The 23927-nt window shown below is 69.7% G+C and carries 15 protein-coding genes and 4 tRNA genes; 6 read left to right on the plus strand and 13 right to left on the minus strand.

Annotated elements, in window-relative coordinates; all coding sequences use genetic code 11:
• Positions 1-203 precede the first annotated feature (203 nt).
• The 10 genes from ACWD5F_RS20000 to ACWD5F_RS20045 form a co-directional block, all read right to left on the minus strand.
• Positions 204-278: transfer RNA gene (locus tag ACWD5F_RS20000), tRNA-Asp, on the minus strand.
• Between the two features lie 94 nt (positions 279-372).
• Positions 373-4317 (minus strand): ATP-dependent RNA helicase HrpA, encoded by a 3945-nt coding sequence (gene hrpA / locus ACWD5F_RS20005; protein WP_451255928.1) that lies wholly within the window; start codon positions 4315-4317, stop codon positions 373-375.
• 87 nt (positions 4318-4404) lie between these two features.
• Entirely contained in the window at positions 4405-4755 is a 351-nt protein-coding gene (locus tag ACWD5F_RS20010; RefSeq protein ID WP_451255930.1) for a hypothetical protein, read from the minus strand.
• Positions 4756-4901: 146 nt separating this feature from the next.
• Positions 4902-4975, minus strand: a tRNA-Phe gene (locus ACWD5F_RS20015).
• A 27-nt stretch (positions 4976-5002) separates the two neighbouring features.
• A tRNA-Asp gene (locus tag ACWD5F_RS20020) sits at positions 5003-5077 on the minus strand.
• Between the two features lie 231 nt (positions 5078-5308).
• On the minus strand, positions 5309-8182 hold the full coding sequence (locus tag ACWD5F_RS20025; protein ID WP_451255932.1) for a glycosyl hydrolase family 95 catalytic domain-containing protein: 2874 nt from the start codon (positions 8180-8182) through the stop codon (positions 5309-5311).
• A gap of 26 nt (positions 8183-8208) precedes the next feature.
• On the minus strand, positions 8209-10902 hold the full coding sequence (locus ACWD5F_RS20030; RefSeq protein ID WP_451255934.1) for a hypothetical protein: 2694 nt from the start codon (positions 10900-10902) through the stop codon (positions 8209-8211).
• Positions 10899-11807 (minus strand): carbohydrate ABC transporter permease, encoded by a 909-nt coding sequence (locus ACWD5F_RS20035; RefSeq protein ID WP_451255936.1) that lies wholly within the window; start codon positions 11805-11807, stop codon positions 10899-10901. Before ACWD5F_RS20035 ends, ACWD5F_RS20030 begins: the two co-directional genes overlap by 4 nt.
• The gene (locus ACWD5F_RS20040) at positions 11804-12709 is read right to left on the minus strand and encodes a carbohydrate ABC transporter permease (protein ID WP_451255937.1); all 906 of its coding nucleotides are present in this window, start codon (positions 12707-12709) and stop codon (positions 11804-11806) included. Before ACWD5F_RS20040 ends, ACWD5F_RS20035 begins: the two co-directional genes overlap by 4 nt.
• Before the next feature lie 10 nt (positions 12710-12719).
• The gene (locus ACWD5F_RS20045; protein ID WP_451255939.1) at positions 12720-13991 is read right to left on the minus strand and encodes an ABC transporter substrate-binding protein; all 1272 of its coding nucleotides are present in this window, start codon (positions 13989-13991) and stop codon (positions 12720-12722) included.
• 191 nt (positions 13992-14182) lie between these two features.
• Here ACWD5F_RS20045 and ACWD5F_RS20050 point away from each other — a divergent pair, with 191 nt between their 5' ends.
• On the plus strand, positions 14183-15205 hold the full coding sequence (locus ACWD5F_RS20050) for a LacI family DNA-binding transcriptional regulator (RefSeq protein WP_451255941.1): 1023 nt from the start codon (positions 14183-14185) through the stop codon (positions 15203-15205).
• Between the two features lie 100 nt (positions 15206-15305).
• On the opposite strand, the gene ACWD5F_RS20055 is transcribed toward ACWD5F_RS20050, so the two are convergent.
• The gene (locus ACWD5F_RS20055) at positions 15306-15959 is read right to left on the minus strand and encodes a TetR/AcrR family transcriptional regulator (protein WP_451255943.1); all 654 of its coding nucleotides are present in this window, start codon (positions 15957-15959) and stop codon (positions 15306-15308) included.
• A gap of 103 nt (positions 15960-16062) precedes the next feature.
• Between ACWD5F_RS20055 and ACWD5F_RS20060 the strand changes: the two genes are divergently transcribed.
• Positions 16063-16830: an MBL fold metallo-hydrolase gene (locus ACWD5F_RS20060; protein ID WP_451255945.1), complete on the plus strand. Its 768-nt coding sequence runs from the start codon at positions 16063-16065 to the stop codon at positions 16828-16830.
• Positions 16831-16925: 95 nt separating this feature from the next.
• On the opposite strand, the gene ACWD5F_RS20065 is transcribed toward ACWD5F_RS20060, so the two are convergent.
• Positions 16926-16998: transfer RNA gene (locus tag ACWD5F_RS20065), tRNA-Glu, on the minus strand.
• 81 nt (positions 16999-17079) lie between these two features.
• A complete protein-coding gene (locus ACWD5F_RS20070; protein WP_451255947.1) occupies positions 17080-18666 on the minus strand; it encodes a metallophosphoesterase family protein in 1587 nt (528 codons plus the stop codon).
• Positions 18667-18751: 85 nt separating this feature from the next.
• On the opposite strand from ACWD5F_RS20070, the gene ACWD5F_RS20075 reads away from it, so the two are divergent.
• The 4 genes from ACWD5F_RS20075 (at position 18752) to ACWD5F_RS20090 (ending at position 23780) form a co-directional block, all read left to right on the plus strand.
• Positions 18752-19102 carry a metallopeptidase family protein gene (locus ACWD5F_RS20075; RefSeq protein WP_185146159.1) on the plus strand — a complete coding sequence of 117 codons (351 nt, stop codon included), beginning with the start codon at positions 18752-18754 and terminating at the stop codon, positions 19100-19102.
• Between the two features lie 76 nt (positions 19103-19178).
• Positions 19179-19703 (plus strand): hypothetical protein, encoded by a 525-nt coding sequence (locus tag ACWD5F_RS20080; protein WP_451255949.1) that lies wholly within the window; start codon positions 19179-19181, stop codon positions 19701-19703.
• Between the two features lie 236 nt (positions 19704-19939).
• Entirely contained in the window at positions 19940-22063 is a 2124-nt protein-coding gene (locus ACWD5F_RS20085) for a DEAD/DEAH box helicase (RefSeq protein WP_451255951.1), read from the plus strand.
• A 181-nt stretch (positions 22064-22244) separates the two neighbouring features.
• On the plus strand, positions 22245-23780 hold the full coding sequence (locus ACWD5F_RS20090) for an amino acid permease (RefSeq protein ID WP_451255953.1): 1536 nt from the start codon (positions 22245-22247) through the stop codon (positions 23778-23780).
• Positions 23781-23927: the final 147 nt, after the last annotated feature.

The following is a 23927-nucleotide window of genomic DNA, read 5'->3' on the forward strand; positions in this document are numbered from 1 at the left end:
TCGCCCCAACAGACACCGGAACGCGTAAGAGCCCGGATCCGAAGATCCGGGCTCTCACTGTTGCGGTCCTGACGGGATTTGCTGTGTCTGATTGCGGCTCCGCCGCGGGCGCGGCCTCCACCTTGACAGGCCGGCGAGCGACTTTGAGGCGCGGCATGAGGAAGGGCCCGCACTCTTGTCGAGTGCGGGCCCTTCCTCTACTGCGGTCCTGACGGGATTTGAACCCGCGGCCTCCACCTTGACAGGGTGGCGAGCACTCCAAGCTGCTCCACAGGACCTTGTTTCGCAGTGCGATTGGTGCGTTGCGCTGCGAGAAGAGACTGTACAGGAGGGTTGGGGCGCTGGTCGAACTCACCCACCGTGCAGGGGTGATTACGGGACCGCCGCGTCGATCGCCTTCACGATCCGCTTGTCCGAGACGGGGTACGCCGTGCCCAGCGCGTGGGCGAAATAGCTGACCCGCAGCTCCTCGATCATCCAGCGGATGTCCAGCACGGAGGACGGGATCGGCCGGCCCTGGGGCAGTTGCTCCAGCAGCCACGCGTACTCGTCCTGCATCTCGTGGACCTTCTCCATCCGGGACGTGTCCCGCTGGACGCCCGTCGGCATCTGCTGAAGGCGCCGGTCGGCCGCGGTCAGGTAGCGCAGCAGGTCCGGCAGGCGTCGCAGCCCCGCGGCCGTCACGAAACCCGGCTTCACGAGGGCGTCCAACTGCCCTCGTACGTCCTGGAGGTTGGGCAGCAGGGTCGGACTGTTCGTGCCCTTCAAACGGCGCTCACAGGACTGCCAGGCGGTGAGCACCTGCCGTACCTGCTCCACCGCCCGCACGGTCGTGTCGACGATCTCCGCCCGCACCTTGTCGAAGAGCTTCCGGTACGACTCCTCGTCCCACGCGGGACCCCCGAAGTCACCGATCAGCCGGTCCGCCGCCGCCATCGCGCAGTCGTCGAACAGGCCCTGGATCGAGCCGTGCGGATTCGACGACAGCGCCAGCTTCTGGACGTTGGTCAGCTTCTCCGACGCGAACTTCGCCGGATTGACCGGGATGTTGCGCAGGATCAGCCGCCGCGTGCCCTTCCACATCGCCTCCGCCTGCTCCGCCTCCGTGTCGAAGAGGCGTACGGAGACCGTGTCGCCGTCGTCCACCAGCGCCGGATACGCCTTCACCGGCTGCCCGGCCCGACGCGTCTCGAAGACCCGGCTCAGCGTGCCGATCGTCCAGTCCGTGAGGCCCTTGCGCTCCAGCGACGGGCCGCCCTCGCGCTCGGCGGTGGCCGCGGCGGCCTGGGAGAGCGCCTGGCGCGCCTTCGGCTTCAGCCGCAGCCGCAGCGCCTCCAGGTCCTTGTCCTCGGCCAGATTGCGTCGCCGCTCGTCCACGATCCGGAACGTGATGCGCAGATGGTCCGGCACCTTCGACCAGTCGAAGTCGTCCGCGGTGAACGGGACTCCCACCATCCGCTTCAACTCGCGCGCCATGGTCACCGTCAGCGGCTCCTGCAAAGGAACCGCCGTGTCCAGGAAACGCTTCGCGAAGTTCGGCGCCGGCACGTAGTTGCGGCGGATGGGCTTGGGGAGGGAACGGATCAACTCCGTCACCACTTCCTCCCGCAGGCCCGGGATCTGCCAGTCGAAGCCCTCGTCCGTGACCTGGTTGAGCACCTGCAACGGCACATGGACCGTCACACCGTCCGCGTCCGCACCCGGCTCGAACTGGTACGTCACCCGGAACTTCAGCTGCCCCTGCCGCCACGAGTCCGGATAGTCGTCCTTCGTGACCGCCTGGGCCGACTCCCGGATGAGCATCTCCCGCTCGAAGTCCAGGAACTCCGGCTGCTCCTCCCGCTTCCGCTTCCACCACGAGTCGAAGTGCGCCCCGGACACGACGTGTTCGGGCACCCGCTCGTCGTAGAAGTCGTACAGCGTCTCGTCGTCGACCACGATGTCCCGGCGCCGCGCCCGGTGCTCCAACTCCTCGACCTCGCTGAGGAGTCGGCGGTTGTCGGCGAAGAACTTGTGGTGCGTGCGCCAGTCGCCCTCCACCAGCGCGTTCCGGATGAACAGCTCACGGCTGACCTCCGGATCGATCCGGCCGTAGTTCACCTTCCGCTGCGCGACGATCGGTACGCCGTACAGCGTGACCTTCTCGAAGGCCAGCACGGCCGCCTGGTCCTTCTCCCAGTGCGGTTCGCTGTACGTCCGCTTGAGCAGGTGCTCGGCGAGCGGCTCGACCCACTCCGGCTCGATCTTCGCGTTGACCCGGGCCCACAGCCGCGAAGTCTCCACCAGCTCCGCCGACATGACGAACTTGGGCTGCTTCTTGAACAGCGCCGAACCCGGGAAGATCGCGAACTTGGCGCTGCGCGCGCCCAGATACTCGTTCTTGTTGCCGTCCTTCACGTCCTTCATGCCGACGTGCGAGAGCAGCCCGGCCAGCAGCGAGACATGGACGCGCTGCTCGGGCGCGTCCTCCTCGTTCAGCTGGATCCCCATCTGCTTGGCCACCGTGCGCAGTTGGGTGTAGATGTCCTGCCACTCACGGATCCGCAGGAAGTTCAGGTACTCCTGCTTGCACATGCGACGGAACGACGACGAGCCCCGCTCACGCTGCTGCTCGCGGATGTACCGCCACAGATTCAGATACGCGAGGAAGTCACTGCTCTCGTCCTTGAACCGGGCGTGCTGCTGGTCCGCCTGCGTCTGCTTCTCGGCAGGGCGCTCGCGCGGGTCCTGGATGGACAGCGCGGCGGCTATGACCATGACCTCCCGCGCACAGCCGTTCCGGTCGGCCTCCAGCACCATGCGGGCCAGACGCGGGTCCACCGGTAGCTGGGCCAGCTTGCGACCGGTCTCCGTGAGCCGCTTGCGCGGGTCCTTCTGCGCCGGGTCGAGCGCGTTCAGCTCCTGCAACAGCTGTACGCCGTCACGGATGTTGCGGTGGTCCGGCGGGTCGATGAACGGGAACTTCTCGATCTCGCCGAGGCCGGCCGCGGTCATCTGGAGAATGACGGAGGCGAGGTTCGTACGGAGGATCTCCGCGTCCGTGAACTCCGGCCGCGCGAGGAAGTCCTCCTCGGTGAAGAGCCGGATGCAGATGCCGTCGGAGGTACGACCGCAACGGCCCTTGCGCTGGTTGGCACTTGCCTGCGAGATCGCCTCGATCGGCAGCCGCTGGACCTTCGTGCGATGGCTGTAGCGGCTGATGCGGGCGAAGCCCGGGTCGATCACATACTTGATGCCGGGGACCGTCAGCGAGGTCTCCGCGACGTTCGTAGCCAGAACGATCCTGCGCCCGCTGTGCTGCTGGAACACGCGATGCTGCTCGGCGTGCGAGAGCCGGGCGTACAGCGGAAGCACTTCCGTGAAGCGGTACTTCTTCTTCTCCAGCGCGTCCGCGGTGTCGCGGATCTCCCGCTCCCCGGAGAGGAAGACGAGGATGTCGCCCTTGCCCTCGGCCATCAACTCCTCGACGGCGTCCGTGATCGCGGTGATCTGATCCCGGTCCGAGTCCTCGGAGTCCTCCTCCAGCAGCGGCCGGTACCGCACCTCCACCGGATACGTCCGCCCGCTGACCTCGACGATCGGGGCGTCCCCGAAATGCCGTGAGAACCGCTCGGGATCGATGGTCGCGGACGTGATCACGACCTTCAGATCGGGCCGCTGGGGCAGCAGCTGCGCCAGATAGCCGAGCAGGAAGTCGATGTTCAGGGACCGCTCGTGGGCCTCGTCGATGATGATCGTGTCGTAGGCGCGCAGCTCGCGGTCGGTCTGGATCTCGGCGAGCAGGATGCCGTCCGTCATCAGCTTCACGAAGGTCGAGTCCGGACTCACCTGGTCGGTGAACCGCACCTTCCAGCCGACGGCCTCACCGAGTGGGGTGTCCAGCTCCTCCGCGACCCGCTCGGCCACCGTACGGGCGGCAATGCGACGGGGCTGGGTGTGCCCGATCATGCCCCGGACACCGCGCCCGAGCTCCAGACAGATCTTCGGGATCTGCGTGGTCTTGCCGGACCCGGTCTCACCGGCCACGATCACGACCTGGTGATCACGGATGGCCGCCGCGATCTCGTCCTTCTTCTGGCTGACCGGCAACTGCTCCGGATACGAGACCGCGGGCACCCGCGCCCGCCGCACCTCCATCCGCTCTTCGGCCCGGCCGACCTCCGTCTCGATCTCGGCGAGGACGGCGGCCCGAGCCTCGGGCTTACGGATCTTGCGCGCACCTTCGAGCCTGCGCCCGAGCCGATGCGCATCGCGCAGCGACAGCTCGGTCAGGCGGGGGGCGAGGGCGCCGAGGGCGGGGGCAGGGTGCGTAGACATACGGGATCCAGGATCTCATCCCGGAGAAATCCGTGGCGAATGATTTGCCGCGCGGTGCCCCGACCCGTACCGGTTCCTGTACCGGTTCTAGGAAGTGCGCTGCTCAGGAGGCCCAGGCGTGACGGTCGGCGTGGTTTCCGGGGTGGATGCGGGCGTGGCCGCCGCCGGCGCCGGCTGCTTGCGCGCGTCACCGTCCCCCATGGCGAAGGACTGGGCCGTGTTGGAGACGGCCTTGATCCCCAGATAGGCCGTGGTCATGCTGCTGACCGCGGTGAACGCGGACGTCAGTACGCCCACCATCACCGCCTTGTCCCCGTCCAGCCGCCACACCCCGAACAGCGCCACCCCGGCGATCGCGAGATTGCTGAACACCACGGCCATCAACCCGAACCGAGCCCGGTCCCGCTCCAGCGCAAGAGCCCCGGCGGTCCCGGCCATATCCCGCTTCATCGTCGTCTGCCCCACCCGCATCAGCCGGTGCCCTCGGTCACCGATCAGCCCAGAAGGTAGCGCCGGGCGGGGGTGCTGCCAAGCCGAACGCGTACGACAAAGACCCCGTCCAACTGGACGGGGTCTTCGGGAGGTGGCTGGGGCCGGGATCGAACCGGCGACCTATCGCTTTTCAGGCGATCGCTCGTACCAACTGAGCTACCCAGCCACGAGGTTCTTCGAAAAGAAACCTCAGCGGTCCTGACGGGATTTGAACCCGCGGCCTCCACCTTGACAGGGTGGCGAGCACTCCAAACTGCTCCACAGGACCATGCTGTTGCGTACGACAGTCTCGCACACGGTGTCGCGTGTTCCCAACGGGATTGAATTCTCGTGGGGAGGGACGCTGCGACCTTCGATTCGCACTGGCCGGCGGCCGATGTCGCTGGAAAAGCGTATCAGACCACGGGGTGTGCCCCGGCCCATGTGAGAAGGGGTCCGGACCCCTCGGAGGTGGTGGGCCGGGCGGCTGTCACCGGCCCACCTGGTGGCTGCTCCGGGGTCAGCCGATGGTCACGTCGTCGATGTAGCCGCGGTAGCCGCCCGTGGCGCCCGAGCGGTCGTAGCCGACGAGGATCTTGCTGATCGACGTTCCCTTCTTGATCGTGCCCAGGTTCACGGTGACGTGGTTCCACCGGTCGAGTGCGAGACGGCCGCAGTGGGCGCTCGGATGGAGGCCGTCGGCCGCGTCCCGCAGATTGCTGCCGTCGGTGAAGATCAGGTCGACGGCGACGCAGGTGCTGTCGTCGGAGCCGGCGGGCACCCAGGGGGTGGTGGCGTCGGACTGAGGGAAGATCCAGTAGCTGAGGGTCGTGTCGTCGTCGACCGTGAGCGGTGCGCCGTTGAAGCCGTGGACCTGCATGTACGCGTGGTCGTAGGGGCCGCCGTTGGCGTAGCCCGAGTACATGAGTGAGGCGTCGCCCGTGTGGGCCCGTTCGCCGGTGCGTACGGCTGCCTGGGGGCCTGTGAGGCCGCAACACAGCCCCGTGATGCCGTAGTTGCCGTCGCCGTTGGTGTCGACGTTGTCGACGGTGTCGGTCCAGGTGGGCTGGGGCTGGCCGGCCTCGAAGCCCGTGGTGAGGGAAGCGGTCGTCGCGGTTTTCGACGGTTGGGAGAGTTCGTACCGGATGGTGGACAGGCTGGTGCCCGCCGGTGCGAAGTCGATCGTTTCGCCGACTGTCGTGTGCAGCTTGATCCTGGTGCCCGTGAGGGTGCCCTTGTGGACGCCGTTCGCGTAGTACTCCACGCGCTTGCCGGGCCAGGGGTTGGTGAGGGTGAGGTCGCTGCCGGAGCGGCTGGTGGTCCGTACGTACTCGACCGTGTTGTTCCGGATGCTGCTGGAGACCTCGAAGTTGCCGTAGGCGAGCAGGCCGCCGAACTTGGCGTTGGAGTCGGTGGGCCAGTTCGGGAAGACCTTGATGTCCTTCTGGAAGGACTGGAGGAGCATTTCGTTCAGGCCGGAGGTGGTGACGTTGAGGTTCTCGACGCCGCCGCCGTAGTGGTGCACCGCCATGTTCGGGTAGGAGTGCTTGGTGGCTTCGGAGTGCAGCTCCTCCATCAGGGTGCTGGGGTTGTAGCCGACGATCGCCGCCGCCGCGTAGAGGGTGGCGGGCGCGTTGTCGCTGTGCCAGTTGTTGAGCTGCTCGACGGTGTTGCGGGCGGTCCGCAGCAGGTCGGGGGAGTCGTTCAGGCCGACCTGGAGGCCCGGGTAGACGGCCTGGATGGCCACGTCGTTGCCGTCGGTGACCCAGCCGGAGCCCTCGGAGGTCTGGCGGAAGACGGTCCGGCCGTTTCTCGTCATCGTGGGCAGCGGCGCGAGGTGGCTGTCGATGTGCTGCCAGGTGGGGATGAGCGAGGCGTTGATGTGCAGGTCCTCGCTCATGTCGATCAGGCCCTGGAACAGCAGGTGCACCAGGCCGAGGGACAGGATGCTGTTGGTCTGCGGATACGCGTTGCCCTCTTGCGGCGCGTCGTTCTCGATGATGTACGTGCCCGTGGCCGCGTCCCAGGTCAGGTAGTTCTCCCAGAACAGGCCGACCTGCCGGAGATAGGGGAGGACCTTGCGGGCGTAGGAGGCGCTGCGGGTGTACTCGTACTTCATGACCATGTCGCCGGCGAAGTTCACGGCGTCGGACTTCTGGTTGTAGAGGTCGTCGGCGGCGCTGGTGCCGTTGGGGGAGATGCCCACCGGGTAGAGCACGCCCTGGTAGCCGGCCGCGGCGGCCTTCGCCCTGCCTCTGGGCATCCAGTCCAGGATCGGGTCGTCGTAATTGCCCATCTGGGCCACGTGGTTGGTGGACAGGGTCGGGTAGAACGCCGCTTCGTAGTTGTAGTTGGCGTGGTAGTCGCCGTACCAGTTCATCGGCCCGGTGATCCAGTTGCCCCACAGGCCCGGGGCGTACTTCCCGGCGCGCGAGACCGAGCCGAGGAGATAGAGGGAGCCGTACCAGCTCTTCTCCACGGTCTGGTCGGGGATCTGCACGAACGACCGGGACCAGTACGCGCGCCACCAGGACTCGTGGGCCGCGTACAGCTCGGCCAGCGAACCGTCGGTGACCGCGGCCGCCGCCGCGTGGGCGACAGACTCGTAGCGGGGGGTGTCGTGGCTGCTCCGGACGGCGGTCGCGAGGGTGTAGGTCACGCCGGGCTCGAGGGTGAGGCTGATGCGGTTGCCCGACGGTCTCGCGGTGGTGCCGCGCACGCTTGTCGCGATACGGGCATGGGGGTTGCCCGGCGCGTCGGTGGTGCCGGCCTGTACGTCCGCGTCAAGTACGCCGTTCCTGTTGGAGGTCGGCGGGGTCTTGCCCTGTCCGTCCTGCACGGTGACGGTCGCGTCCTGTGCGCGCGAGCCGGTAAGGCGCAAGGTGGTGACGAAGAGGTTGTCGGTGGCGGAGACCCAACTCCTGGACGAGAGCGTCTGGTTGCCGAGCTTGTAGGTGCCCTCGACCCGAGCCTGGGCGATGTTCTGTACGACGTGGTGGTCGGCGCCGGCCAGGCCCGGGACGGCGAGCACGATGCGGCCGAGCGGTTCGATGCCGTTGGTGGCGGTGGAGAAGAAGTCGTTCTTGCCGAGGTAGAAGGTCTGGTCGTCGATGGAGCCGCCGACCGCGACGCCGACGTCGCCGTTGCCCATCAGCGGGGCGTCGACGGTCTCGCCGTTGGCCAGGACGGTGGGCGGGGAGTCCCACTCGCCCTTGAACTGCGCGACGGTGCGCAGGGCTTGGGCCGCTGTGGGGTTGCCGGTGGTCTGCGTGGATGTCGGTGGTGGGGATGCCGCTGCGGGCGTGCCGCCTTGGAGGGTTGTCAGGCCCAGGGCCACCAGGGCCGAGGCCAGCAGGGTGCTGATGCGGCGCCGGTGACGAAGTGAGGATGCCACTGGGGTGCGACCTTTCTTCTCGTTTCTCATCCGGTCCCCTCTCCTTCGCCCGGCCGGCCGCCGAGCCCCGTGAGCGTGCCGACGCCCTCGACGGTCAGGGCGGCGGGCAGAGCGGTGGAAGGGCCGTTCCTGAACGTCGGGTTGATGTCGAACAGGGCCGAGAGCACCGCCTCGGCTCCGGCCGCGCCCGCGATGTTGTCCCGGGTGGCGGTGCCGCGTTCGGCCACGCGGGCCCGGTGCTGCCCGTCCGGAGCGGTGACGATCTCCATGGCCTGGCCCCACAGCCCGCCCGAGGCGGCGTCGGACAGACCGCGCAGGAGAGCGGTCGCCCGGTCGCGGTGGCCGAGGCGGGCCAGACCGTGGGCGGTGACTCCGGGCCAGGCGGCGAACGCGCCGGCCGCGCCGTGGTCGGGGCGGTCGGAGGCGGCGGCGATCGGATCGTCGGGACCGAGCGCCCGCATCCAACTCCCCACCAGCAGACGGTCGGTGACGAAGTCGGCCATCTCCCGACGCGTCCCGTCCGGGAGTTCGCGGTGGAGGGCCGCTGCGACCAGACCGAAGTCCAGGCAGTGGCCGATCGTGTCGGTCCCGTCCGGGCGGAGGATGCGCCAGCGGCCCGACCCGGCGTACAAGTCCAGCAGCGCAGCGCCCAGTTGGCCGGCCTCGGCCTCGGTCCGCTCGGCCTCCTCCGCGCGGCCGAGACGTCGGTACAGGCCGGCCAGCGAGCGCGTCGAGGAGACGTAGGCGCCGTTGAAGGAGGCGACGACTCCGGTGTACGTGGGCACGCACTCCAGCAACTGCCATGGATCGGGGCCGAAGTCCGCGAGTACGCCGCCGGTGGCCGGGGTGCGGCGGTCGCGCCAGCCCAGGCCGAGCCGCTCCAGGTGGGCGAGGACCGTTGTGCTGCCGGTCGTTCCGCCGGGTGTCTCTTCGAGGAACGCGAAGTCGCCCGTGACGCAGACGTAGTGCTCGATGAGCCGGAACAGGGCGTAGTCGGTGGAGCTGTAGGCGTTGCCCAGGGGGCCGCCGCTGAGGTTCTCGACGCCGAAGGAGTCGCGGTAGGGACCGGCCAGGACCCGGAGCAGCCAGGAGCGCAGTCCGGCCGGTTCCAGCAGGGCGTACAGGCGGCTCCACTCGCAGTGGTCCCAGAAGTAGGTGGTGGTCGGGCCGAGTCGGGGGCCGCCGGTGAGGAACACCGGCTCGTCGGGGCGGATGCGGGTGGTGCGCATGTACAGCGTCTGGAGGGCGCCCATGTAGTAGGTGCGCGCGAGTCCCGCATCCTCGGTGGTGAAGGTCGGCAGATGGCCGGAGAAGTCGGGGTTCCCCGGCGTGAACATGCTGGCCCACAGTCGCCGCCAGCCGTCCTCCCCGGCCCGCGTCGTCGCCTCGAAGTCCTCGGCGGCGGCGCGGGCTCGGGCCGAGACGGCGGCGAGATCACTGCCGTATGCGCAGGCGATCCCGATGGTCACGCTCCCGCCGGGTTCGATCCGGCGGATCCACCTGGCCCGTGCCCCGGCGCCCTCGGCCCGCAGCTCGCCGGGTGGTCCGGCGAAGGCGTGGACGGCGTGCGCCGGTGATCGGGAGTCCGTGAAGGTGACCGTGCCGTCCTCGATGCGGGACATCCAGCGGCGCGACTCGGTCCAGTGCCGGGTGCGGGCGGTCTCCGAGCCCGCGAGACGGAGTACGACGTGGTCGGCTTCGACGTCCACGCGGACGTGCTGCCAGTCTCCGACGGGGAGTTGGGCCTCGGTGGCCTCCCGCTCTCCCGTGATGCCGAGCCACAGCCGGCCGTCGTCGACGCCGACTTGGAGCGAGTCGGGGTGGTTGCCGTGGGTGAGGACCGTCCCGAACTGGCTTGCCGTGTCGAGCCGTAGCTCGAAGTCGATCGTCAGGCCGGGGGAGAGGGCGAAGGTGTCCAGGCCCGTCTCGCCGTCGGGTGTCAGCGTGATCGGCTCGTCGGTGGCGGCCCGCAGGAGCGCCTCGCCGTCGGCTCCCGTCACGCGCAGCCCACGTACCGCTCCGGACACCCCGGCCCGTGGCTCCGGCTCCTTGTCGTGGCTGACGTGGGCCGGGAGCGCGTCGTCCAGGAGCATCGGGCCGTGGTCCTCGTCGCGCTGGATGCCGGGGACGCGGGGTTTGCCGAGGCGGAGCCGACGAGGTGCGGGCGAGAGCAGGTAGTGCGGTTCGCCGCCGCCCGTCGTGGCCCGGATGCGCTCAAGTGCCATGAAGTCGTGGTGCATTCCGTGGTTCCACGGGCCGTCGTAGAGCCAGCCGTAGCCGACCTCGGAGTGGGCGACCATCGCGAAGAGGTCCTGGGTCAGCTCGACCGTCCGCGCCTCGGCGCTGTCGTTGGTGACCTCGATCCGCCACAGGAGGAGGTCCCGGTTCAGGGCCATGCGGGTGTCGGTGGTCACCGACAGCCCGTCCTCGCGGCGGTGTTCGCGCACCACACCCCACGGCTTCCACAAGTACCGCTGTGCGGCCGGGACCTGGCCGTCCACGCGCAGCTCGCCGGTGTGATAGCCGAAGGTGAACGGCGGGGCCGCCAGCCAGGACAGGGAGGTCAGGTCGTGGTTGACGTGGGCCTGGCCCTGCTGGTTGCGCAGGGAGGGCAGGTGGGCGATCTCGTCCGCGTCGACCCAGTGCCCGGCGACGTCGGTCAGGTCCGGGACGCCTGTCCTGCCGATGTCCACGGCCCGCACGTCGGTCTTCGTGGTCACTTGGTCGCTCCCGAGGTCAGTCCGGCGATGAACTGCTTCTGCAGCGCGAGGTATCCGGCGACGGGGATGACGGCCGCCAGCAGCATCACGCCGAACAACTGGGCGTAGTCCGTGGAGAACTGACCGACCGACAGATAAAGACCTGTGGTGATCGTCTGGCCGTGCAGCGGGCCGAGGATGAACTGCGGATTCATGAAGTCGTTCCAGATCCACAGCGAGAGGAAGATCGTCACGGTCGCGGTGGCCGGGCGCAGCAGCGGCATGACGATCGTCCACCAGACCCGCAGACGCCCGGCGCCGTCCACGGTCGCGGCCTCGATGATCTCGCCGGGGATCGACCGCAGGAAGCCGGAGTAGACGAACACCGCGAACGACAGATAGCCGCCGCCGACGTTGGCCAGGACCAGGCCCGGATAGGTGTGGTCCAGGTGCAGGAAGGTCAGGATGCGGATGGTGGGCAGCAGGATCACCGCGGGCGGGATCATCAGGCCGGCGGCGAAGGCCGCCAGGACGATCCGGCGCAGGCGCGCCGAGCGGCCGGACAGCCAGAAGCTGAGGGCCGCGCCCAGCGGGATGATCAGCAGCACCGAAGCGACCACGGTGACCGCGGAGTTGGTCAGCCCGATCTGGACGATCCGGTCGGGCCGGGAGAGGGCGTCCGTCAGGTTGTGCGTGGTCGGCGGGGCCGGGGGAGCCGCCGGGTCGCGGACGATCTGGTCCTGCGTCTTGAAGGCGTTGACGATCGTGAGATAGACGGGGCTGACGAAAGCCAGCGTGAGCAGGGCGGCCACCAGGAGGTGGCCCCGCGTGGCCCAGGGGCGGCGGCTCGCGCGCGGCGCGGGGACGGCCGGTGGTGGTGCGGTTCGCCTCCGTGCCACGGGCCGTTGCGAGGTCGACGTGCTCACAGGTCCACCTCCCGGCGGCGCAGCAGGGCGGTCACGGACAGCGCGATGGCGATCGAGACGACGAGGAGCAGCATCGCGACGGCCGAGGCGTAGCCGTAGCGGTCGTCCGTGAAGGCGAGCTGGATGATGTAAAGGGCGGTGGACTGGGTGGAGTTGGCCGGGCCGCCGGAGGTGAGGACCGCGATGATGTCGTAGAGCTTGAGCATCGTGATCAGCGAGATGGTGACGCTGATGGTGGTGCCCGGGGCCACCATCGGGAACGTGATCCGGCGGAACCGCTGCCAGCGGCCGGCGCCGTCGACCATCGCGGCCTGGTACAGCTCGACGGGGATCGACTGGAGCGCGGCGAGGTGGACGACGGTGGTGAAGCCCGTCAGCACCCAGGCCGCGACGATCCCCACAGACAGGACGGCCAGATGCGGACTGCCCAGCCAGGTGACCGGCTTGTCGATGACGCTCAGGGAGACCAGGACGTTGTTGAGGATGCCGTCCTGGGCCAGGATGTAGCGCCAGACGAAGCCGACGATGACACCGGAGAGCACCTGCGGCAGAAAGGCGACCGTACGCATCATCCGGAAGCTCAGCGAGGTCCTGTTGAGCAGCATCGCGAACCCGATGCCGGCGGCGTTGGCGACGATCGTCACCGCGCCGGCCAGCAGGAGCGTGAAGCCGAGGCTGTCGGCCAGCGCGCTGTCGTGCGCCATCTCCCGGTAGTTGGCCAGGCCCACGAAGTCGGCGCGCGCAAGCAGCGGGTTCTCGTTGGTGAGGCTCTTCCAGGCGCTCATGATCACGGGTACGACGATGAAGAGGGCGTACAGGCCGAGCGCGACGACCGCGATCGTGCCCAGGGCGGGATCGCCTCGGCGTCGGCGGACGCGGTCGGTCATGGTCGGGGAGGTCATGGCCGCGTCCTTACTTGGTCGCCGAGTCCCAGGCGGCGTCCAGCTTGGCCAGCTGTCCGTCGATGTCGTCGGAGGAGAACAGCGCCTGACTGGCCGCGTAGAAGGCGTTGTTGAGCCCTGAGGGCATGGAGTCGTCGTTGGTCGCCCAGCCGAACGACGAGACCTTCGTGTTCTCTTGGGTGACGTAGGAGTAGGAGTCCTTGAAGACCTGGGTGACGTTCACGCCGTAGTCGTCCAGGGTCTTGCCCTTGAGCATCGGGAACGCGCCGTCGCCCTCGATCAGGGCCTTGTAGTTGGCGGGGTCCAGGGACCAGGCCTGCGCGAACGCGGTCGCTTTGGCGGGGTTTTTCGTCCTGGCGCTGACGGCCATGGAGCCGCCCACCGAGAACGGCACCACGAGCGAGCCGTCCTCGGTCGGGGTGAGGAAGGCGCCGAAGTCGTCGGCGTGGTCCTTGGGCACCGCACCGAGGAACCAGCTGCCCATCATGTACATCGCGGCCTTGCCGGACGTGAAGTTCGTGATGGAGTCGGCGTACTTGACGCCCAGGGCGCCGTCCTCGAAGTAGCCGTTCTTCACCATCGTCCGGTACTTGCCCACCGCCGCCTTGACGTCGGGATCGGTGAACTTGACCTTGCCCTCGTAGCGTTCCTTCAGCCAGTTCGGGTTCTTGCCCAGGACGTCGGCGGAGAGGATGCCGACCAGGGGCATCGAGGCCGAGAACGGATCGCCGCCGCCCAGCTCGACCGGCGTGACCCCGGCGGCCTTGAGCTTGGCGCACACGGCCATGAACTCCGCCCAGGTCTTGGGCGGTTGGGCGATGTGGGCCTTGGCGAACAGCTTCTTGTTGTAGAAGACCTCGGGGATGACCTGCGAGTTCGTCGGCGGGATGTAGACCTTGCCCCGGTAGGCATTGCCCTCGGGCAGCAGGAAGTTTGCGTCCACCCACTTCTGGTCGTACGGCTTCAGCAGCCCGGCCGTCGCGAACGTCGACGGGGTGATCGACTGGAGCAGGTCCGGGAACTGCCCGGAGGCCTGCAACTGCTTGGCGTACGCGTCCCGGTCCGTGCTCGGCGCGACGATCTTCTTCACCGTGACGCCCGGGACCTTCTTCTCGGCGCCCGCGATCGAGGTGTTCCAGAACGACGCGGTCAGGCTCGGGGTCTCGAAGGTGAGGTAGGTCAGGGTGCTGCCACCCTTCGCGCCCCCGGTCGACGCAGCGGAGCAACCGGTGAGGGCGAGCGCCGCGGCGAGGCAGACAACGGTCGGACGTTTGCGCCTCATGGAAGTCTCCTGACGGGACGATGCGGCCCGAGGGACGGGGCGGACCGGAGAGGATCGACGCCACGGCATCCTTCGAGATAACGTTATCGCGAGGATAGGAGCGCGTTGCGGGAATGTGTCAAGGGCCGGTCTGATATCGGTCCGATGTTTCGAGGGATCCAGCGTTCAGGGATCCGAGGAGGAGCTGCCGGATGACGCAAGCACGGCGAGAGAGCGGGGGACGGCCCAGGCGCCCGACGATGGTCGACGTCGCGCGCGCGGCCGGCGTGGCCCTGCGCACCGTCTCCCGGGTGGTCAACAACGACCCCACGGTGGGGCCGGAGTACGTCACCAAGGTCGAGGCCGCGATCGCCGCGCTGAACTACCGCCCGGACGACCGCGCCCGCCAGCTGCGCACCGGCGTCACCGGCACGATCGGCGCCGCCGTGCGCAGGATCGCCGAGGTCAACCCGGAACTGGCCGCCATCGAACGGACCGCCCGGGACGCGGGGTTGACCCTCTTCGCCGCCTCCACGGACTTCGACGAGACCAGGGAGCACGACATCCTGATCTCCATGTGCCGGCAGCGCCTCGACGGCATCATCGTCGAGCCGTTCGGCGAGAACCACGCCTATCTGCAGCCGGAGTTGGACGCGGGCGTCCCGCTGGTGGCCATGGACCGCCCGATGAGCGGGGTCTCCGTGGACTGCGTGATGTCCGACAACGCCTCCGGCATCGGCATGGCCTTCCACCACCTCCACCAGCACGGCCACCGCCGGATCGGCTACGTCGGCGACAGCGAGCGCGTCTTCTCCGGCCGGGAGCGCGCCGCCGCCTTCCGCGCGGCCCTGCGCGCCCACGGCGAGGCGGTCGAGGGCCTGGTGCACCCCGGCGAGATCACCCCCGAACGCGTGGCCGCCGCCCTCGACACCGCACTGCACGGCCCGGACCCGGCGACCGCCCTGGTCACCGGCAACATGGACACCACCCTCGCGGTCCTACGGCACCTGGGCCCCAAGGAGGCCTCCCGCCTGGCCCTCGTCGGCTTCGACGAAGTGCCCCTGGCCGACCTCCTGCAACCGGCCCTCACCGTCGTCGCCCAGCAGACCGCCGAGATCGGCCGGACCGCCGTGGAACTCCTCCGCGCCCGCATCGCCGACCCCGGTCGCCCGGTCCAGTCCGTGATCGTCCCGGTCACCTTGACGGTCCGCGGCTCGGGGGAGGTGCGCGCCTGAGGGGCAGGGCGCGGGTGCACGGGCCTGGGCGTGGGGATCGTACGCGATAACGTTATTCGAAACGGGCCGATGGGCGGCCCCGAGGTGTGAGGCTCACTGCCTACGGCAGCCGTCGCGAGGCCGGCAGGAGCGTCGCCGTCAGCGTCGCGGCCAGCCACTCCTCGTACGTCTCGGTCGACCAACCCCGTCCGGCCGTCAGCTGGTTGTACAGCTGCGGCCCCGCCAGGGCCCAGAGCGCGTCCGCCACGCGGGCCGGATCGGCGTCCGGACCCAGCGCGCCGGTCTCGTCGAGGTGGGTGACGAACGCGGTGACGCCGATGAGCCGTTCCCGCTCGGCCGTCTCCAGGACCTCCCCGACGTCCGGTCCGGCCTGCGTGAGCAGTGCGAACAGCTCGGCGACGCGTTCATGGATGCCGCGCACGAACGCGGCGTAGAGCCGGAGCTTGGCGTGCGGCTCGTCGGTCCGCAGGATCTCGCGCGTCTGGGGGCGGTCCCCCATGGGTACCGGGTCGTCGTCGCCGGCCAGCGTGATGTCCCAGAGGGCTTTGACCATGCCCGGCTTGCCGCCGAACGTCTTGTAGACCGTCTCCGCGGAGACGCCCGCCCGTTCGGCCACGGCGCGCACGGTCATGGCGTGGTAGCCGTCCCGGAAGAGCAGCTCGCCGCAGGCCGCCAGGACCGCGGCCCGGTTGCGGCGCGCGGCCTCCTGCCGGCGCTCGGAGTTGTAGGTCCGGCGTGGCGTCTCGCCTGCCATCGAGGGACTCCCCCAATCTGTTACAGTCCACTGTATTGAATACACCGAAGCGCATCGAATTGCTTCGACCGTATCGAACGAACTTCGGTTGCCGGAGGCACGTATGTCCCGTCCCGCGCCCACCCTGGTGGCACCCGGCGTCCATCGCCTGGGCGATCACGCCGTCAACTTCTACCTGGTCGAGCACCCCGACGGCCTGGTCCTGATCGACGCGGGACTGCCCGCCCATCTGGACCAGCTGCGCGGGCTGCTGACCGACCTCGGCCGCTCGCTGTCCGACGTCCGTGCCGTCCTCCTGACCCACGGCCACCTCGACCACACCGGCCTGGCCCACCCCCTCAAGGAGGCCGGCGCCGACGTCTGGATCCATGACCGGGACGCCGTCATCCTGCGCGACGGCCCGCGCAGCGCGATGCGCCATGCCAAGCCCGAGCGGTCGATGGTCCCCTACCTGCTGCGCAGGCCCGCCGCGCTCGCGGTCCCGCTGCAGATGGCCCGCGCGGGCGCCTTCACCGCGCCCGCCGTCCAGGGCGCGCGGGTCTTCCACGCCGACCAGGTGCTGGACGACGTCCCCGGCGCCCCGCAGGCCGTCGTGCTGCCCGGCCACACGCTCGGCAGCGCCGCCTACCTCTTCGCCGACCGCGGGCTGGTCTTCACCGGCGACGCGCTGGTCACCGCGGACGGGCTCGTCGGCCGTACCGGACCCACGATCGTGAGCCGCTGCTTCACCCAGGACAGCCGGGCCGCGCTCGCCGCGCTCGACCGCCTCGACGAACTGCCGGCGGACCTGCTGCTGCCCGGCCACGGCGAGCCCTTCACCGACGGCATCCACGCCGCCACCCGGCAGGCGCGACGGTTCGGCGTCCACTGACCGAGCGGTGGGCTTCACCGTCGGACGGAACGGCAAAGGCGATCGGCCCGAGGAATCCTCGGGCCGATCGCCTTTGCCGTTCAGCTGAAAGCCAGTACCCCCAACGGGATTCGAACCCGTGCTACCGCCTTGAAAGGGCGGCGTCCTAGGCCGCTAGACGATGAGGGCTCTCGGCTCGCCTGGGCGTCTCGCGACGCGTCAGGGGACGTGAGGAGCATATGGGATCCCGGGAGGGATCGCCAAAACTGTTTACGGGGTGGAGGACCCCGAGGAGGGCGGGGTGGGGACGGAAGGGGCCGGTGACGACGGGACCGCGCCCGGCTTGTTGTCGGCCGGGAGGTGCCGGGAGACCTCGGCGGTCGTCTCGCCCAGCCCGCCGAGCTTGATCGCGTCCCAGGCCTGGAGGCGCCGGGTGTCCCGGTCGAAGTAGAGGATCGAGGCCTCGATGGGGGCCGGGTACTTGTGTTCGAGGGCGCGCAGGCCGCTCCCGCCCGTCGAGCCCTCCATGCGCAGCCGGGTGCCGTACTTGAGGATCTCGTCGCCCTCGTGGTGCAGGTGCCCGCACAGGACCAGCGGCACCTCGCCGTCCGTCTCACGGGCCGCCGAGGGTTCGTGGGCGACGGCGATGTCGACCGGGGTGCCGGCCACCTTCTGGTCGTGCAGGGCCGCGGCGAGGCGGGCGCCCGCGAGCTCCTCGGAGGCGTCGGCGCCCTCCGCGTTCGAGCGGTCGGGGGTGAACTGCGGGTCGCCGATGCCGGCGAAGCGCAGACCGGCGACGGTCTCGGCGCGGCCGTCGTCGAGGACGTGGACGTTCTTCATGCGCTCCAGATAGCGCTGGGTGGCCCGGGAGTCGTGGTTGCCGCGCACCCAGACGTAGGGCGCGCCGAGGTCGGCGATGGGGTCGAGGAAGCCGTTCTCGGCGGCGGTGCCGTGGTCCATGGTGTCGCCGGAGTCGACGATGACGTTCACCTTGTACTGCTCCACGAGCGAGGCGATGATCTTCCAGCTCGCCGGGTTCAGGTGGATGTCGGACACGTGCAGGACGCGGATCGAGGTCGGGTCGGGCTGGTAGGCCGGGAGCGTGGACGTGACGTCGTAGAGCTTGGTCACGTTCGTCACCAGGCGCGCCAACTCCTTCTGGTAGACGTCGAATTCGGTGACGATGTTGCGCGCGTTGCCGACCAGGGAGGGCGCGGAGGAGAGCAGCCCGGAGTACTTCGGCTCCAGGATGGATTCGGAGTTCCAGGTCGCGAACGCCGAGACGCCGCTGGCCAGCAGGAGGGCGAGGGCGGTGGTGCCGGCGGCGAGGGCGCGGCGGGGGCGGCGGTAGACGGCGAGGCCGAGGGCGGTGGCGCCGGAGACGACGGCGACGGCGGAGCGCACGGCGAGGTCGAGGGTGCCGTGCTCGACGTCCTTGGCGACCTCGTCCTGGAGCCCGGAGAGGCGCTCGGGATGGTCGACGAGGGCCTGCGCGCGGACCGGGTCGAGCTGATCGACGTTGACGTCGAGGCGGACGGGCGCCTGGTGGCTGTCGAGCTGGAGGGCGCCGAGCGGGGAGATGTTGATCTTCGTGCCGCCGGTGAGGGAGGGACGCAGGGTCATCGTGGTGTTCATGGGGCCGACGGGGACGCGCACGTTGCCCACGACGAGCAGTCCCAGCCACGCGCCGAGCACCACGACGACGACCAGCCCGAGGGCGCGGAGCCACGGGCTGGTCTGGGTGACGAGAGCGGTGGTGGGCTGGGGGCGGTGTGCGCGCCGGCGGCGGGCGAGGGTGCGCGGAACCCTTCGTAGCCGGTGCAGGGCGGACAGTACGGCGGCGGGGACGCGGACCATTGGTCCCGTATGCCCAAGTCCGCCGTCGGATATGCGGGTGGGTCCATGTCTCTCGTACGGGCGTGTGGTGGCCGACAATGGGTGTGTGCTGGAGATGACGCGCGAGGAGTTCGAGGAACTGGTCGCCGAGTCGCTGGACCGGATCCCGCCGGAGCTGACACGGCTGATGGACAACGTGGCGGTGTTCGTCGAGGACGAGCCGCCGGCGAACGACCCCGAGTTGCTCGGGCTCTACGAGGGGACGCCGCTGACGGATCGCGGGGAGTGGTACGCCGGAGTCCTGCCGGACCGGATCACGATCTACCGCGGGCCGACGCTCAGGATGTGCGAGACGCGGGAGGAGGTCGTGGCGGAGACCGAGGTGACGGTGGTGCACGAGATCGCCCACCACTTCGGGATCGACGACGCGCGGTTGCACGCTCTGGGGTACGGGTGAGCGCGGTGCGTGTCCTCTTGCGGGCGGCGGGAGTTGGGGAGGTTGACTCCCTTTCCCCGCTCGGAGGTGGCTGCCCGTGCGCGCCTTGTACGTACCCGTTCGTCTCGCGGTCACGGTCGTCGCCGTAGCCGCTGTGGCCGGCTGTATGAGCGTGGGGGACGACGGTGAGGGCGGGGGCGCGAAGCCGTCGCACTCGGCCGGCCGGCACGGCAATGAGGCCCCGGACGGGGGCACCGGGCTGGCGGGCGGCGGTTCCGGGATCGGGGCGGCCGGGGACGCCAAGCACGGCGGCAGGAAGGGCCACGGGAAGCCGGGCGAGTCGGCGAGTCCGTCCGCGTCGCCGTCGGCCGACGCGAGCGCGTCCGCTCCGGTGAAGGGCAAGCCTGGCCGGACCGAGAAGCCGGGGGACCCGGCGCCGACCAAGGCGCCGCCCACGCCCACCCAGTCCGAGCAGCCGCCGCCCGCCTCGCCCGAGCCGCCCCCGCCCGCCTCCCCGGAGCCGCCCCCGCCGTCCGCCGAGCCCTCGTCCTCGGCGCACCCCGAGGCGGGACCGCAGCTGGTGGACCGCGAGCCGGCCCCCACGGCGGGTACACCGGCGTAGACCTGCGGCCCCGTCGGATGTGAGCTACGTCAAGTCAGGCTGACTTCGTTTGCCGTCGGGGGTGCAAGGTGCGTATGGTGGTAGATCGTTTGATCCCATTGCCCGGCGCCACTGCAGAGCGCGCCGTGTGGCGCGTACTCTCCCTTGCCGTGGCGGACCGCATTGAGGCGGTCGATAGCGAATCACGGAGTTGACGGGCGCGTGCCGACGGATACTCCGGAAGGTTTCGCATTCGCATGTCCATTTCCAGTACTGATCACGTCGTCATGCCCGAGAACGAGGGCGACGAGACGACCGTGGACACCGCCGTGGAGGCGCCCGAGGTGACCTTCGCGTCCCTCGGCCTCCCCGAGGGTGTCGTGCGCAAGCTCGCGCAGAACGGCGTGACGGTCCCCTTCCCGATCCAGGCGGCGACCATCCCGGACGCCCTGGCCGGCAAGGACATCCTCGGCCGTGGCCGCACCGGCTCCGGCAAGACCCTCTCCTTCGGTCTGCCGACCCTGGCCCAGCTGTCCGGCGGCCGCACGGAGAAGCACAAGCCGCGCGCCGTCATCCTCACCCCGACCCGTGAGCTCGCGATGCAGGTCGCGGACGCCCTCCAGCCCTACGGCGACGTGCTCGGCCTCAAGATGAAGGTCGTCTGCGGCGGTACGTCGATGGGCAACCAGATCTACGCCCTGGAGCGCGGCGTCGACGTCCTCGTCGCCACCCCGGGCCGCCTGCGCGACATCATCAACCGCGGTGCCTGCTCCCTGGAGAACGTCCAGATCGCGGTCATCGACGAGGCCGACCAGATGTCCGACCTGGGCTTCCTGCCCGAGGTCACCGAGCTGCTCGACCAGGTCCCGGCCGGCGGCCAGCGCATGCTGTTCTCGGCCACGATGGAGAACGAGATCTCCACGCTGGTCAAGCGCTACCTGACCGACGAGGTCACGCACGAGGTCGACAGCGCGCAGGGCAACGTCACGACGATGTCCCACCACATCCTCATCGTGAAGCCCAAGGACAAGGCGCCGGTCACCGCCGCGATCGCCTCCCGCAAGGGCCGCACGATCATCTTCGTCCGCACCCAGCTGGGCGCCGACCGCATCGCCGAGCAGCTGCGCGAGTCCGGCGTGAAGGCCGACGCGCTGCACGGCGGCATGACGCAGGGCGCCCGTACGCGGACGCTGGCGGACTTCAAGGACGGTTACGTCAACGCGCTCGTCGCGACCGACGTCGCCGCCCGCGGTATCCACGTCGACGGCATCGACCTGGTCCTGAACGTGGACCCGGCCGGCGACCACAAGGACTACCTGCACCGTGCGGGCCGTACCGCTCGCGCGGGCCGCACCGGCACCGTCGTATCGCTGTCCCTGCCGCACCAGCGGCGCCAGATCTTCCGGCAGATGGAGGACGCGGGCGTCGACGCCGGCCGTCACATCATCAACTCCGGTACGGCCTTCGAGCCCGAGGTCGCCGAGATCACCGGTGCCCGTTCGATGACCGAGGTCCAGGCCCAGTCGGCGGGCGACGCCGCGCAGCAGGCCGAGCGCGAGGTCGCCCAGCTCACCAAGGAGCTGGAGCGGGCCACGCGCCGCGCGTCCGAGCTGCGCGAGGAGTCCGACCGCCTGATCGCCCGTGCCGCCCGTGAGCGGGGCGACGACCCGGAGACCGCGGTGGCCGAGGCCGCTGCCGCCGTCGTGGAGGCCGCGGCCGCGCAGGCCGTCGCCGAGGCGCCGGCCCGTGAGACGTCCTCGTACGAGCGTCCGCGTCAGCAGCGTGACGAGCGCGGCAACTACGAGCGCCGTGACCGTCGTGACGACCGCCCCTCGGGTGGCTTCCGCCGCGACGACCGCGGTGGCAACGACCGGGGTGGCCGTTCGTTCGAGCGTCGTGACGACCGTCCGTCCGGTGGCTTCCGCCGGGACAACGACCGTCGTGACGGCGGCCGTTCCTTCGAGCGCCGTGACGACCGCCCGTCGGGTGGCTTCCGCCGCGACGACCGCGGTGGCAACGACCGTGGCGGCTTCCGTCGCGACGACCGTCCCTCCGGCGGCTTCAACAGCGACCGTCGTGACGGCGACCGCGGTGGCCGTTCCTTCGAGCGTCGTGACGAGCGGCCCGCGGGTTCGGGCGGCTTCCGTCGGGACAACGACCGCCGTGACAACGACCGTGGCGGCTTCCGCCGTGACGACCGTCCCGCGACCGGTCACCGGGGCAGCGACCGTCCGTTCAACCGTGACCGCCAGGGCGACCGCCCCGGCTTCCGCGCCGGTGGCCACGACCGTCCGGGCCACCGCGGCACCACCGGCACGGGTACCGGCACCGGTTCCTTCGGCCGCCGCGACGACAAGCCGCGCTGGAAGCGCAACGGCTGAGATCGCGTGAACTGAGGACAGGGCCCGTACGACTTCGGTCGTACGGGCCCTGTCCTTTTGCGCTTCCGACTTCCAGGTGAAGGCGCGGGTGAAGATCGCGCCGGGGCGGAGGGGCTGCAAGGGCCTTTTCTAGCCAAGTTGTGACGTGTGTCACGCCCCTGGCAGGGGAATTGCTGGGGGCATGACAGATGACGCCATAGCGAGTGGGCTGTCTGACGAAGAGCGACTGGCCCAGCTCGGCTACACGCAGGTTCTCGCCCGCCGCATGTCGGCGTTCTCCAACTACGCGGTGTCCTTCACGATCATCTCGGTCCTGTCGGGCTGCCTGACGCTCTACCTCTTCGGCATGAACACCGGCGGCCCCGCCGTGATCACCTGGGGCTGGGTCGCGGTGGGCCTGATGACGCTGTTCGTCGGCCTGTCGATGGCCGAGATCTGTTCGGCGTACCCGACCTCGGCGGGCCTGTACTTCTGGGCCCACCGTCTCGCGCCACCCCGCACCGCGGCCGCCTGGGCATGGTTCACGGGCTGGTTCAACGTGCTGGGCCAGGTCGCGGTGACCGCCGGCATCGACTTCGGCGCCGCGTCCTTCCTGGGCGCGTACCTGAACCTGCAGTTCGACTTCGAGGTCACGCCGGGCCGGACGGTCCTGCTGTTCGCGGGCATCCTGATCCTCCACGGCCTCCTCAACACCTTCGGCGTCCGCATCGTCGCCCTGCTCAACGGCGTCAGCGTGTGGTGGCACGTGCTGGGCGTCGGCGTGATCGTCGGCGCGCTGGCCTTCGTACCGGACCACCACCAGTCCACGACCTTCGTCTTCACCGAGTTCGTGAACAACACGGGCTGGGGGAGCGGGGTGTACGTGGTCCTGATCGGCCTCCTCATGGCCCAGTACACCTTCACCGGCTACGACGCGTCGGCCCACATGACGGAGGAGACGCACGACGCGTCGACGGCGGGCCCCAAGGGGATCGTGCGCTCGATCTGGACGTCGTGGATAGCGGGATTCGTCCTGCTGCTGGGCTTCACGTACGCGATCCAGAACTACGACAAGGAGCGGGAGTCGGCGACGGGCGCGCCGCCGGCCCAGATCCTCCTGGACGCGCTGGGCGCGACGGCGGGCAAGCTCTTGCTCCTCGTGGTCATCGGCGCACAGCTGTTCTGCGGGATGGCCTCGGTGACGGCCAACAGCCGCATGATCTACGCCTTTTCACGCGACGGCGCGCTGCCGTTCTCGCGGGTCTGGCACACGGTGAGCCCGCGCACGCGGACTCCTGTCGCCGCGGTGTGGCTGGCGGCGGGCGGAGCACTGGTCCTCGGCCTGCCCTACCTCATCAACTACACGGCCTACGCGGCGGTGACGTCCGTCGCGGTCATCGGCCTCTACATCGCGTACGTCATCCCGACGCTGCTGCGGCTGGGCAAGGGCGACGACTTCCAGCGCGGGCCGTGGCACCTGGGCCGGTGGTCGCGGGCGATCGGGATCGTGTCGGTGGTGTGGGTGGCGGTGATCACCGTGCTGTTCATGCTGCCCCAGGTCTCACCGGTCACATGGGAGTCCTTCAACTACGCACCGGTGGCCGTCCTGGTCGTCCTCGGCTTCGCGGCGACCTGGTGGCGGGCCTCGGCCCGGCACTGGTTCCTGAACCCGGAACACGCACGCACGAAGGCACGGGAGGCAGCGCGGTCGGGCGCGCCGGAAAAGGTGGATCCGTAACGGACCGGATCTTTCGCCCCCTGTTCAGCCGCCCGGCGCGGCCGTGTCTCCGATACCCGATCGGAGGCCGAGGAAGGCGATGCGCGTGTGTCCCTCTGCCAGGAGGCAGGCGGTGGCCTCGCGGGCGCCGTGGAAGTCCTCGACCAG

Source organism: Streptomyces sp. NPDC002499, assembly GCF_053595415.1.

Coding starts and splice junctions, on each gene's coding strand:
- hrpA (WP_451255928.1), bottom strand. CDS start 4,317: ATGTCTACGCACCCTGCCCCCGCCCTCGGCGCCCTCGCCCCCCGCCTG.
- ACWD5F_RS20045 (WP_451255939.1), bottom strand. CDS start 13,991: ATGAGGCGCAAACGTCCGACCGTTGTCTGCCTCGCCGCGGCGCTCGCC.
- ACWD5F_RS20060 (WP_451255945.1), top strand. CDS start 16,063: ATGTCCCGTCCCGCGCCCACCCTGGTGGCACCCGGCGTCCATCGCCTG.
- ACWD5F_RS20090 (WP_451255953.1), top strand. CDS start 22,245: ATGACAGATGACGCCATAGCGAGTGGGCTGTCTGACGAAGAGCGACTG.
- ACWD5F_RS20070 (WP_451255947.1), bottom strand. CDS start 18,666: ATGGTCCGCGTCCCCGCCGCCGTACTGTCCGCCCTGCACCGGCTACGA.
- ACWD5F_RS20050 (WP_451255941.1), top strand. CDS start 14,183: ATGACGCAAGCACGGCGAGAGAGCGGGGGACGGCCCAGGCGCCCGACG.
- ACWD5F_RS20085 (WP_451255951.1), top strand. CDS start 19,940: ATGTCCATTTCCAGTACTGATCACGTCGTCATGCCCGAGAACGAGGGC.
- ACWD5F_RS20055 (WP_451255943.1), bottom strand. CDS start 15,959: ATGGCAGGCGAGACGCCACGCCGGACCTACAACTCCGAGCGCCGGCAG.
- ACWD5F_RS20010 (WP_451255930.1), bottom strand. CDS start 4,755: ATGGCCGGGACCGCCGGGGCTCTTGCGCTGGAGCGGGACCGGGCTCGG.
- ACWD5F_RS20040 (WP_451255937.1), bottom strand. CDS start 12,709: ATGACCTCCCCGACCATGACCGACCGCGTCCGCCGACGCCGAGGCGAT.